Origin of the sequence: Ulvibacterium sp., assembly GCF_028285715.1 — a bacterium.
GTDB lineage: Bacteria > Bacteroidota > Bacteroidia > Flavobacteriales > Flavobacteriaceae > Ulvibacterium.
The window spans coordinates 1-12,704 of record NZ_JANQOO010000036.1; the positions used below are offsets into that span (position 1 = coordinate 1).

Genomic DNA, 12,704 nt, shown 5'->3' on the forward strand with positions numbered 1-12,704 from the left:
GTGGCTGGCTGTTAACCAGGCTTTTGCTCCTTAGCTAGCTTATGTTTCGGTGGAGAGGAAAGTGCTTCGAAACCGCCACAAGCCATGTGCAAATCGTTGGCGGTAATTCATAAATCTAAGTGGGAAGGACCTATAAGACATTTAAACTTGTAAATGAATTTTTTGATGACTTCTTTTATCATCATTATGAAAATCAAAAAGGGAAAGACTCAAACCCCGAAGTATTTCCAATAATTATTCTTTCTTTTTGCCAAGCAACTAATGTTCTATCCATCTTAATCATATTTTTTTTCCTGATCGGTCTAAATGAATCAACCCAGAAGAGCATAGTCTTGTACTCAATTCTCGGTCTTTACTTGTTCTTTGGTGGCATTAATTTTTATCGTTTCATTTGGAAAGAACGATCAAAACTCTTCAATCGTCAGAAAAGAAAGTTACATCGAAACTTTAAAACTTTGAATTGGGCTTATATTCTTTTTTCTCTTTGGCTACCTCTTTTCTTAATCTATTTCTTTAAGGAAATCTATTAGATAAGCGGCCAAAGCATTAAAAACAAAACTACCGCCAACAAGGGCTATAATTTATAGCTGTAATTCGTTAACTTGAAACTACAAAACTATCAACGGCTGGATTTGCCACGGCTGGAAATCGTTAGATTTCCAACGCCGCTACAAATCATAGCCGGACCGTTGGGCACAATATGAGAAAATCAGTAACCATAATATTAATTGGAATTCTATCAATGGGATTATTTAGCTTTTTAAAGAAAGAGAAAAAGACTGAATCAAACGTAAATTCAGCAATTTTAGGAATGGTTCTTTTAGAAGACCCAAATTCATTTGACTTAAAAGGAACTGTAAATGAATTAAAAACAAAATGGAAACTAAAAGTAAATGACAATGATGCCGATGACAAAGCTGCTGTATTAGTAATTGGAGAATATAATGTTGCTATAGCAAATATTCCAGCCGCAATTCCAGAAGGAGAAGTTGAAAGAACAGCTGAATACAATTATTTCTGGGAAAACGGAATCGAAGAAACATCTAAACACAATGGACATATTGTATTATCAATTATGAATGCAGGAAAAAATCCAGTTCAAGAAAACTTACTATATAGTAAAATTGCTTCTTCAGTTATGAATAATAGCAAAGCAATTGGAATTTATATTGGAGGCAGAACTTTAGTTCTAAAAAAGGACTTCTATCAAACGAATGTAGAAATGATGAGCGAAGAAGACCTTCCTTTATACAATTGGATTTACTTTGGCTTAAGAAAAGAAAACGGAAAACAATCTGTATACACATACGGACTTGCTGACTTTGGCAAAATGGAAATGGAAATTGTTGAGTCCGAAAACTCAATAGAAGAATTGAATGAAATGATGTTCAATCTAGCTCATTATGTTATAGCTTATAATGTCACGTTAAAAGATGGAGAAACGATTGGAATTTCGGCTGAACAAAAATTAAAAATTTCCGAATCAAAAGGAAAGTTCTTGGAAGGAAAAACATTGAAAATTGAATATTAAAAAATACTGTGCCCAACAATGGTTATAAGTAATTGCTTGTTCTCGCCTACTTCTGAAAATCCTCACGGATTTTCAGCTTGGTGTGTGCTTGCAAAGGTTAAGTACTAACCCATGCAACTACTAATAGCCGAGACCGTTGGCAACAATATGAAGAAACTAATTTTCATATTATTATTTGGACTCTGTTCTTGTAAATCTGGGTTAAATTCTTCTTCAAAAGGAGAGTCTACTTCCTCTTCTAAAAAATGTGTTGGAATACAAGAAAGAGAACTTCTTGAGAAGGCCGTCAAAACATTTGAAACAAAAATTCAAAACCAATATCCAGAGCGTTCTACCGAATTGGCTTACTTTGAATTCATCTCAGACTGGAGTAATAAAAAATTACAAATGGACTTTTTTAAAGATTCATTGGAATTGAAAATACGTAGTTTGGATTTATGGACAGAATCCACTCGGTCGGTTGAAAATATGGAGCGAGAAAAACAATTATTCAACGTTGATTCAATGAACCCCATAAGAGTCAAATTAAACCCAGATTTTTCAACTTGTCTTGCCAATAAAATCGATTGGAGAATTGGCACTAGTACTTTTTTAAGATTGAATTCGAAATATAGAATGAGTCCCAGACATGCCAGAAAAAGACTGTTCAGGACGAGTCAAAATGACTTGAAAAAATTTGAAAACAAATTGACTATAGTTCTCGGTGTTTATTACCAAACCATGTTCAATATAAAAAATACTGTTGCCAACACGGTGTATAATTAATTGCGGTCGGAATTTCTAACTGGAATTTCCTACAATAAATTATCTTTAAAGCCAGGCGGACATTTTCCGTTTTGGCCAGCGCGCCAACTCGCCCGCTGCTAACGCAGACGGCGTGCAACTAATCATACACAAGACCGTTGGCAAACATTATGAAATACTCTAAATATTCAATTTTGCTCTCTAGCTTTTTAGTTGTTGGAACAATTTTGAGTTGTAATCAAAAAATGGATTCTAAAAATGATTCTGAAACAACAGATAAAGCCTCTAAAATAAGATTTGGATTTAGAGGAGAAAGTTTGTTTTACAAGCTAAACGGAAAAGAATATGAGATTTGGTCCACTTGGATCGAGGAAAGACGAGTTTATCTCGATGATTTGGACAAGACAAATCTTACTGAAAAAGAGAAAACGGAAATCTTCAAAGAAATATTAGCTTATATCAAGAAAACTGAAAATCGGAAACCAGTATTTTTCTACAATGTGGACTTTAAAAGCTCGGATTTATGGAAAAAACTATGTGAAAAATATTCATCGGAGATTGAACGAATTGAGGTAACGAATACTGAACAAGAGAATATTGACTTTTATAATTCCTTGGTTGAAGACCTTAAATACGAGGGAACGGTAATCAATATTAATGGGTTTACTATTACAACTGTTGAGGAATTAGATAAACATTGGGATGAAATAAAAAAATAACGATTTGCCAACAATGGCTATAATTCAGCGTGGCTGAAGAACTAATATGAAACTAAAAACAATAAATACGGCTGATTTCTTTTGCGGAACGATTCTACCGAATCATTCCACGCCGAAATCATAGCCGAGAACGTTGTGCATCATTATGACCAAATCAAAATTGGAGCAAGAAGAAGACAAATTCGGAAAGGATTATGAAATCCTTAAGAGCAGTCCGATCTGCAAATACTTCAAAAATGGAATTCTCGATGAGGACTTAAATTGGTTTAATAGCAACAATTATGAGGTTATCGAAATGAATTGCCGTAATTGGAATCGAAAAAATGCTCATCAGAAATTAAAGATTGCTCTTAATTTTCCGGATTATTACGGGGAGAATTTAGATGCGTTTGCCGACTGTTTGACCGATATGTATAATGAAAGATACAGAGGTCTTGTTTTAGTATTTAGGCGTTATGACAATTTTGTTGAAGAAGACGGAAAGTTTGCCGAAGCAATCCTTGATATTATAGCCAGTGAATCTCGAATTTGGCTTCTGACTGGACAAAAACTAATCGGACTTATTCAATCAGATAATCCTGATTTGGACTTTCCAAAAATTGGCGGGACCAGCCCAGATTGGAACGCGTCTGAGTGGTTTAATGAGAATAGAAAAAAATAACGAAGCACAACAATGGCTATAATTCATTGTGGCAAAAAGCTAAATCGATGTTTAATCTATAAATCAAACGGCTGGATTTCGGCGGAATAATCCTGCGGATGATTCCACAACGAAATCATAGCCGAGCCGTTCTACGCAATTTGTTATAAATGGACGAAAAAACTAAAAAACAACTGGAATTACATGTTGCAGGTGCAACAGTTCGCCACAAAAGCCCATTTGAAATACTTGAACATCACGACAATGGACAAAAACTAAACTTGGATTTTATCAAAAAATGGGTCAGACCATTTTATATGTTTTCTATCAACAAGCCAGATGAATACATCGCAAACTTCAATTCAATTCGAGCTGAGCTGACTTTGGAAATCGCCAAAAAATTGCTTGGAGATTTTAATTGGCGGAGTCGAATCGTTGGGGCTCATTTTGCCGTGATTAATGACTACAGGGAACTAGAAACAATAATCGGAATACATCTTCTTAAAAGTCAAGTTTGCTATGCTGGAACTGGTTACTGTCAAGCTCTAGCCAGTTTCAACACAGAAAATGGAATTGACTTCTTAAAAAGATATTTGGACTACTACCTCACTCGAAAGGACCTTTTTTACGACCAAAGAGATGCCATGGCTGCATTAAACTGGACTGATCGAATTAATGGAACTTCCGAAATGGAAAAGTTCGTTCCAAAATTCAGGGATTGGGCAATTAATCAAAAGGACTTGGAAATTGACATAGCAAGATTTGACGAGCAAATGAAAAATCTAAATAAAATAAAAACTGCGTAGAACATTGGCTATAATTCATTGCTAGATTCTAACTAACTTCAACCCATAAACAAATAAAACGGCTGGATTTGCCACGGCGGGAAATCTAACGATTTCCAACACCGCAACAAATCATAGCCGAGACCGTTGTAACACATTATGACAATACTCAAAAGTCTTATTCTAATTCTCTTCGTTCTTTTATCTATTAATGGATTAAAAGCCCAAAATAGCGACCAAAATTGGGAAATATTAAAAAATAACTTGAAAGAAAATAAAACACCTAATTGGAATCATTGTTTTATTGACGGAAGGCTTGAATTTCAATCTTTGACAGACTCGATTAATAATTATTCCATCTTATTACCTAAAAACTACAGCTCAACAACTTACAAAAATGATAAATACATAGTTTATCAATATAATCCCACAGATGAATCTAATGAAAACCCTATTCTGGAAATAAAAATTGGACCAGTAATCTCTGAAAAAATTGATGTTCATTTTGACAAAGCATTATCCGAATCAGTATATTCCAAAAGCTTCAGACACTATGGGAAAATTGAACTAAACGAAAACGAATCATACTGGATAGAATCTCAAAAAGATAAAAAATCTAGAATGTTAAGTTTCTATTTGATTAACCAAGAAACGAATAGGATATTTATTCTGACAATAAATTCATTCAAGAAGAGAAAATCTGCTAGTGATTATTGCATATTTACAAACTACTTTAAAAATATTGAATGGATAAAATAACGTGTTACAACAATGTATAACCGCAATTACGACGGATTCGACTACGTCAGAATCCACTCGGAATTGCTAACGTCAAGTGCTAAACCGAATATTAAGGCATATTAACCCGTAACTGACGGTTATACGAGACCGTTGTAAAACATTTAAGAAAAACCGAACTACGAATTGAAAAAAGGAACTTTAATAATAATTTCAATTGTACTAATTATACTTTCTTTTTGGCTCGGAATGAAAGCTGAGCGTGAATTAGCAAGTTGGGACGAAATCGGAAAACCAGTATTTGAAAAAGAACAAATTTACTTCCCGAATAAAAAAACCTCTCTTTATCTCAAAAGCAAAAATTGGGGATTGACTGCTGACCACAAAATTTCTGTGATTTCAACAAAGTCAGACCTTGAATTTCAACCTGACTCAATATCTGAATATATTTTTCACGGATTTGGCGGAATAATATACAAAGTGGAAAATAATACTCTGAAAATCTACTCGCATCAAAAACCGAAAATTCCACCGAAATTTGAATCGGAAATAAACGTGGAATTAATAAAAGTAAAGAATAATGCGGAGTGGAATAAAATGAAAGAACAGATTGACAATAATTATCAAGAATTTGAATAAAAAACGTTTTACAACAATGTATAACCGCAATTACGGCGGATTCGACTACGTCCGAATCCACTCGGAATTGCTAACAACAGTGATAAACCGACAAACAATAACTTTTAATCCGTAACTACGGTTATACGAGACCGTTGCCAACAATATGAAAAAACTTCTTTTTGGACTCGTTTTTATGTCTTTAGTGAACTGCGATTCACAAAACACCAGCTTAAATGAACTTAAAAACTGTTTAAATAAAGAAGATATTTCTGTTCTGGAGAAAGGACTTATAGATTTTGAATCTGGACTTGCGGAAAAATACGAAGGACTTGGCAGAGAGGAAGGTTATATTCAATTTCTAACGGAATTCATAAGTAATCAAATTCCCCCTAGCTTTTTCATTAATCCCAAATCAAAAAAAATACGGACGGAAATAAAGGAAATCGGGATTTGGCAATTGTCTGAACAATCAAACGAGGGAATGGAGACCGAAATTAGACTTGATGGTTCCGAACCCGTAAAGAATACTGGAATATTGACTTTGGAAAATAGATTTCAAAACTGTTTGGTTACAAAAGTTTCTAACGATGGTATTAAAAACTTCTTCGCCCTAAGGGACGAAGTACCAAATCTCAGTTGGGGACTTACTGCCACATATATTATTGACGGAATTAATGAAAAAGATCTGAAAGACAAAATGAATAGGTTCGCTATTGCATATGCAATTTATTATGAGTTCGCACTGAACTTAGAAAAGTAAATACTGTTGGCAACAATGGCTATAATTCATTGCTACATTCTCACTAACTTTAAAACTATAAACCATTAACCGGCCCGATTTCTAACCGACAATTTCCAACGGAAATCGCCGCAACGAAATCATAGCCGAGACCGTTGGCTACAATTTAAAAAATGCTCGCAAATGTTAACATAATGAAACTTGCCTTTGAAGCTTTGGAACAGGCTTCAATGAAAGAGAATTTTTCTGATTTCGTGAATCAGCTAATTCAAAAGGCATTTGAATTCTGGGAATTTAGAGATTTTGAATCGGCTATTGATAAGTGTAATGAATTTATCGACTGGAATTCGGAAATTCAATTTGTGCATTTGTTTAAAGCAATGATTCATTCATCCGCTAAAGAGTTTTACAAATCTCAAGATATAGTTGATGGAATTGATAAGGACACGTTAGAGGATTATGAAATAAAAATAAGTCTTTTCATCTCCGCCATCAATCAATTTTACACTGATAAATATCAAAGAGCATTGGATTTATGTAATGAGTTTTTGAAACTTGAAGATGGACAATTTACTGAAATCCATATTGTACGAGGATTTGCTAATGCATCGCTGGAAAAGCATAAAGATGCTATCAAGGATTTCAAAATTGCACTAAAAGATACTGACCAAGAAAATTCAATTAAAGCGAATCTAGCATATAGCTATTTGAGAAATAAGAATCATCTTAAAGCTTTATTACTTTACAGAAAGATTTCAAAAGTATATCCTAACCAATGGAAAGTCCAATACAACACAGGCTTGTCTTATTTTAAGTTTGCTCAATTTAAAAAAGCAATGCCATTTCTAAACAAAACGGAGAAATTAAAGCCTGACTTTGCGGGGACATATTTGACAAGAGGTTTTATTTACTTAAAAAAGGGGGAAAAGGAATTGGCTCATAACGACTTTTTAAAAGCAAAAGGACTTGGAGCCGAAAGCAACTATGAACATATAATGAAAAAATATTACCATAAATATTAAAAAACTGTAGCCAACAATGGCTATAATTCAGCTTTACCCTCGAACACAAAACAAAATTCCTAACTTTAAATCAATTCGATTTCTCACTTGAAAAATCCTATCGGATTTTCCAAGCCGAAATCATAGCCGAACCGTTGTGCGCAAGCTAAAAAGTGAATTCAAATAAAAAGTGGCATAAAGATTACTACGCAGAAAAAGCTCTTTGGTTCGGAATTGCCTGTATTGGATATGCCTTTTATTTTTTTGCCCCTACTCTGTTCACCCTTGAAAATTCTTTAATCGAAACAAGTGGTAAAGTAGATAACGTAAGAACACTTTACACTCAAGTCAGTTCAAGAGGACATAAAAGTGTGAAATCTGAGCTTATACTGAAATTGGAAAATGATCAGCGGAATTATAAATTAGGTAAAAACATCGAACAGAGTTGGACTAATGAAAAGTACGAACTGATTAAGAAAGAGCTTAAAAAATCAGGAAAAGCAATAGTATGGATAAAGAAAAGTAATCAAACGGACTTGGAACCTGAAGTTTTTCAGATTGCGAATGGAGAAAAGGAAATACTTTTGGACATAGATGAAGTAAAGGCCGAACTTAAGTGGTTATTTCCATTTTTGATAGTAATGGGACTTTTTATGATTGGAATATATTTTAATCATAAATACCCAGAACGATTTAAAACCCTTTTTACAAAAAAAGCCGGCGCACAACAAAGGCTATAATTCATTGCTAGATTCTAACTAAATTGAACTTTTAAAACAAACAAAACGGCTGGATTCCGTACGGAAAAATCCGATGGATTTTTCACGCAACGAAATCATAGCCGAACCGTTACCTGTAATTATGAAACCAACTTTAGAGCTTCCTATAACATTACGTCCACCAGAAATGGAAGAGGTTCCTATGAATTCTTCTGTTAAGGAAAGATTGGAATTACGGAAAACTGCAAAAATTGTAGAAGGATTTAAAATTTTACCAAAAGACAATAATCCTGAACACGAAGAATTAGCATTTAATTTCTACGCAGAAATTAATATTAACAACTCAAGACTTTGGAATTTAATACTCGAATTGACTAATCAGCTACCTGATGAAATTTCATTAATTTTTAATCATTCGGATTGTGAACCTGAATACGGAAAATACTCTGATAAAAATCAAACTCTTGAATTTCTTGCTAAATACGAGACTGAAATTATTTCTGACACTTTTATCGACATTGGAATGATATTTCACTCGGATTCTGAATTGATTGAAATTTTCGTCCCTGAATCCAAATACATAAAATTTTGGGGAATTGACCAACAATCATTTCTTGAATCAATGAATAAGTTTGACCTAAAAGAAATTGAAGGAATTGAATTTGTGGATGAATATCCAAAAGTCCGAGAACCGTTAAGGTTGTTTAATGAAAACACAACTGACTCAAACGAGATGATTGAATTATTAAGGACAAGTTTTAAATAAAATAACTACAGGTAACAATGGCTATAAGTAATTGCTTGTTCTTGCATACTTCTGAAAATCCTCGCGGATTTTCAGTTTGGTGTGTACTTGCTAAGTTAGGTGCTAACCCACGTAACTACTCATAGCCGAAACCGTTGGAGCACATTCAGCTAAAGCTGACTTTTTTGGCTGTTTAAGGTAGTAAGAGTCCCTCATTAATTCTTAGGTTCAAACTCCAATCAAAATTAAGCAAGCGAAACAAAGTTTCGTGCTGCAAGTCCCAAATCCTTACCAAACTAATCTGCTTGCAAGGTAAAAGTCAATAGTCTTTTTCCAATACTCTTTTTAACCTAGATAATTCCGTTGCGCCTATGTCAATTCGATAATAAGGTTTTCCAAACCGAGGTTCAACTCGGTTAATTTTTGTTACGGCATCCTCAAATAATTCTTGTGCCCTATCATATCTTCTTTTTAAACGGTCATACTTAATTCTCGAAATCTTGTCCTCCTTTTTATTCCACTCATCACGGGTCAGTTTCTCGAATTTCCTTTCGATGAGTTTGGGTTCCTCCCGTTGTCTAACGATCTCATGTTTTCCAAACAAGGCTTCCAACATGATATTGGTCGGCAGGGTCTGGTTCTTTTCGATATTCCTGATTATGGCTATCGCTGCCTCTACCCTCTTCCTTGTCTTCTGCTCCTCTTTGTTAATCTGGTCCGCAAAACGTTTCGAAGGCAATATTCCGTGCCATTCGAAAAAATCCATTACGGCCTCCATGGTTTCCGAATAGGACTTGCCAAATTTCCGTGAAAAACCCCTGAACCTCTTTATGGTTCTATGATGCAGTCGTATGGTTCCGAATCCGTCCATTTTCACTCCGTTTTTGAGCAATTGTTACAATTTATTCCCCTGTTCATAGGGGTTTTAGTGTTGATTGTTACAATTTTGATGGTTCTCTTAATTTCAATTTTATTTTTAAAATATTGAACATCAATGTTTTATATCAAACCTTAAATGCACAACGTCGCTTTAGCGCGTTGTCCTCTTGCTATTCAAATCTTCTCCGTTTCACTCCAAAGTTTTGAATACCCTAAAAAGGGCGTTTATATGAACAAAAAGTAGGTCGCATCCTATCAGATTTTTGTTCTTCGCTTACCTATCGGGACGCTACAAAAATTCGACAGGAACCATGTGCTTTTCAGTTATGGTAAGATTTGGGGGCGTTGCTTTTCTGTTTCTCCTTAGCCTCCAAATGATGCATCAGGTTTTGCATGTCCTCCCCTACTTTCTTTTCCAGCACTCTCGCATAAATTTGTGTCGTGGTGAGCTTGACATGACCTAAGAGTTTAGAAACCGTTTCTATGGGAACTCCATTGGCAAGGGTTACCGTTGTGGCAAAAGTATGACGGGCAGAATGGAACGTAATGTTCTTATGTATTCCGCAAGCTTTGGTAATTACCTTCAAGTAGCTATTCACTTTTTGATTGCTAAATACAGGAAGCAACTTTCCATCTGGACTTTGCTTCATCTCATCGGCATATTTCTCGATAATGGCCTTTGCCCTTGGCAACAAGGGAATCTTCACGATTTCATTGGTCTTTGCCCTTTTGGTATGTAACCAATGGTTGCCATCGATATCTAAAAGCAATTGTTCTTGAGCCAGTTCCTTTACATCGATATAGGACAGTCCCGTATAACAGGAAAACAGAAAAACGTTCCGTACCTTTTCATACCCTTGGCCCTTAAATGTGATTTCTTCGATGAGCTCCAATTCCCTTTCCGATAAATAGCTGCGGTTGTGTTTTTGAAAGTTGAGCTTGAACTGATGGAACGGGTCCTTGTCCAACCATTCAAGTTTTACGGCAAGGTTGGTCATTTTCATCAAACGTTCCAGATGTTTCATCGCCCCGTTATTGGAACAGGTCTTTCTTGTCTTCTCGGGTCGATAGTTCAATAGGTACTGTTCGAAGCCGACGATGAACCTGTAGTTCAGTTGCTTGAGATATAGGTCGGGGGTCTTGAACCTGTCCTTGATGAACTTGTGGAGATAGCGTTCCGTGGAATAGTAGTTTTTCATTGTTCCGTATTTCAGCACGGAATCCATATTCGTATTGTGATAGGCAACCAATTCCTTTAAGGTCTTATGTTGGTCGTCCTGTCCAAGGAAACGGGCCTTGATCGCCTGTGCGGTAATCAACTTGCCTTCTTGGAGCAGTTGCTTATGAGCCTCCATTATTTGCACATAGACCTCGTCAAGATAGCTATTGAGCATACGGGCTTTTTGGGTGGTCCCTATTACCCTTCCCCTGGAAACGTCCCAAACATTCACCGATGTATACCGCTTCAAACTGATCTCCGCACGTTTTCGGTCTACGGTTATGCGGGCATAAATAGTAAGCTTTTCAGGATTGCAGTTAATATCCCTTGTAAAAATGAGTACTGCTAAAGTGCTGTTGTTGCGCATGATACGTGTCTTTTGGATTGAACAAAATTTGTTTACAAAGACGACCTTAAATAGCCTTATCTGCTACCAAAATTATGCACAACTAGCGTACCAATCCATTCACCGAACTCTACACCTTTTATTTGATATTAGATGATATCGGATGAATTCATTAAAAATGAAAAGCACTGTCAACCAGTCAGTTAACAGTGCTTTCATACCACTTGAAAAGTGGTTCGTCGGGATGACAGGATTTGAACCTGCGACCCCACGCCCCCCAGGCGTGTGCGCTACCGGGCTGCGCTACATCCCGAAATTGGATTGCAAAAATATAAAAGTTGTACAGATTAGCCCTTATGTTCTTAAAAAAAATACCAAAACTATTCCAAGCTTTCCATCCACTCGAACAGGCGCTCCGTCCAACCCCTTAGATGGGGTTTCTCCCTGGCCAAGGAGAATCCATGTCCACCCTCCGGATAAATATGCATTGCCGCCGATACACCCTTATCCTTCAATGCCTTGAAAAAGAGCAAGCTATTCTCTACGGGAACCCCTAGGTCATCCGTAGCATGAACCAAAAGGGTTTTTGGGGTTTCGGAAGTCACTTGTAATTCATTGGAAAAATGTTTTTCCAGTTCAGGATCAGGATTTTCACCGAGTAAGGCCTTCTGGGAGCCAGAATGCTTTTCCATTTGGGTAAACGTAATCACGGGATAGATAAGGGCCATAAAATCAGGTCGGGCACTGATGGAATCCACGTCGTCCAGTTCTTCATATACCTTTTCGTTAAAGTGGGTACCCAAGGTAGAAGCAGCATGTCCTCCTGCGGAAAAGCCCATAATCCCGATTTTATTGGGGTCTATATGGAACTCCTCGGCTTTGCTCCGTACCAAACGCAGGGCCCGCTGCCCATCTATTAGGGGAACATTATGTTTTTCCGTAACGGATTTCGAAGTCGGCAAGCGATATTTCACCACAATACCTGCAATCCCTTTTCCGTTCAAAAATTTGGCAATATCGGTACCTTCCCAATCGTAGGCCAAAATATGGTAGCCCCCACCGGGAAAAATAAGCATCGCCTGCCCCGTGGCGTTACTTTGAGCCGGTAGATATACTTCAAGTGTGGGTTCCTGAACCTTACTTATCCTTAAGATACCATTGCGTTTATGGATTTCCTTTTCATCGGTCTCTATCCGATTGGGAATCCTATCCTTGGGCCATAATGGAATAATAGTGTCCTGCGCTTGAATTTCCATACAAAATTGCGTTAAAAATAAA

At 36.2% G+C, this 12,704-nt stretch carries 14 protein-coding genes and 1 tRNA gene; 11 read left to right on the top strand and 4 right to left on the bottom strand.

The genetic code is table 11. From position 1 onward, the window contains the following. Positions 1-700 precede the first annotated feature (700 nt). The 11 genes from Q0993_RS21485 (at position 701) to Q0993_RS21535 (ending at position 9,003) form a co-directional block, all read left to right on the top strand. Positions 701-1,531 (top strand): DUF4261 domain-containing protein, encoded by an 831-nt coding sequence (locus Q0993_RS21485; protein WP_299537393.1) that lies wholly within the window; start codon positions 701-703, stop codon positions 1,529-1,531. A 111-nt stretch (positions 1,532-1,642) separates the two neighbouring features. Continuing rightward, positions 1,643-2,296: a hypothetical protein gene (locus Q0993_RS21490; RefSeq protein ID WP_299537395.1), complete on the top strand. Its 654-nt coding sequence runs from the start codon at positions 1,643-1,645 to the stop codon at positions 2,294-2,296. A 149-nt stretch (positions 2,297-2,445) separates the two neighbouring features. After that, the gene (locus Q0993_RS21495; RefSeq protein ID WP_299537397.1) at positions 2,446-2,994 is read left to right on the top strand and encodes a hypothetical protein; all 549 of its coding nucleotides are present in this window, start codon (positions 2,446-2,448) and stop codon (positions 2,992-2,994) included. A 145-nt stretch (positions 2,995-3,139) separates the two neighbouring features. Further along, positions 3,140-3,655 (top strand): barstar family protein, encoded by a 516-nt coding sequence (locus Q0993_RS21500; RefSeq protein ID WP_299537399.1) that lies wholly within the window; start codon positions 3,140-3,142, stop codon positions 3,653-3,655. Between the two features lie 149 nt (positions 3,656-3,804). Further along, on the top strand, positions 3,805-4,440 hold the full coding sequence (locus Q0993_RS21505) for a DUF6000 family protein (RefSeq protein ID WP_299537401.1): 636 nt from the start codon (positions 3,805-3,807) through the stop codon (positions 4,438-4,440). Between the two features lie 138 nt (positions 4,441-4,578). Next, positions 4,579-5,178, top strand: coding sequence for a hypothetical protein (locus tag Q0993_RS21510; RefSeq protein WP_299537403.1), 600 nt, complete (start codon positions 4,579-4,581; stop codon positions 5,176-5,178). A gap of 165 nt (positions 5,179-5,343) precedes the next feature. After that, positions 5,344-5,796, top strand: coding sequence for a hypothetical protein (locus tag Q0993_RS21515; protein WP_299537405.1), 453 nt, complete (start codon positions 5,344-5,346; stop codon positions 5,794-5,796). Between the two features lie 145 nt (positions 5,797-5,941). After that, positions 5,942-6,538 (top strand): hypothetical protein, encoded by a 597-nt coding sequence (locus Q0993_RS21520; protein WP_299537407.1) that lies wholly within the window; start codon positions 5,942-5,944, stop codon positions 6,536-6,538. A 173-nt stretch (positions 6,539-6,711) separates the two neighbouring features. After that, positions 6,712-7,539: a hypothetical protein gene (locus Q0993_RS21525; RefSeq protein WP_299537409.1), complete on the top strand. Its 828-nt coding sequence runs from the start codon at positions 6,712-6,714 to the stop codon at positions 7,537-7,539. 152 nt (positions 7,540-7,691) lie between these two features. Beyond that, entirely contained in the window at positions 7,692-8,258 is a 567-nt protein-coding gene (locus Q0993_RS21530; RefSeq protein ID WP_299537411.1) for a hypothetical protein, read from the top strand. Between the two features lie 121 nt (positions 8,259-8,379). Continuing rightward, on the top strand, positions 8,380-9,003 hold the full coding sequence (locus Q0993_RS21535; RefSeq protein WP_299537413.1) for a hypothetical protein: 624 nt from the start codon (positions 8,380-8,382) through the stop codon (positions 9,001-9,003). A gap of 298 nt (positions 9,004-9,301) precedes the next feature. On the opposite strand, the gene Q0993_RS21540 is transcribed toward Q0993_RS21535, so the two are convergent. From Q0993_RS21540 to Q0993_RS21555, 4 genes are all read right to left on the bottom strand, one after another. Beyond that, a complete protein-coding gene (locus tag Q0993_RS21540) occupies positions 9,302-9,853 on the bottom strand; it encodes a BfmA/BtgA family mobilization protein (RefSeq protein ID WP_299537416.1) in 552 nt (183 codons plus the stop codon). Between the two features lie 328 nt (positions 9,854-10,181). Next, positions 10,182-11,447, bottom strand: coding sequence for a site-specific integrase (locus Q0993_RS21545; RefSeq protein WP_299537419.1), 1,266 nt, complete (start codon positions 11,445-11,447; stop codon positions 10,182-10,184). Positions 11,448-11,665: 218 nt separating this feature from the next. After that, positions 11,666-11,739, bottom strand: a tRNA-Pro gene (locus Q0993_RS21550). A gap of 67 nt (positions 11,740-11,806) precedes the next feature. Then, positions 11,807-12,682: an alpha/beta hydrolase gene (locus tag Q0993_RS21555; protein ID WP_299537422.1), complete on the bottom strand. Its 876-nt coding sequence runs from the start codon at positions 12,680-12,682 to the stop codon at positions 11,807-11,809. Between the last annotated feature and the right edge of the window lie 22 nt (positions 12,683-12,704).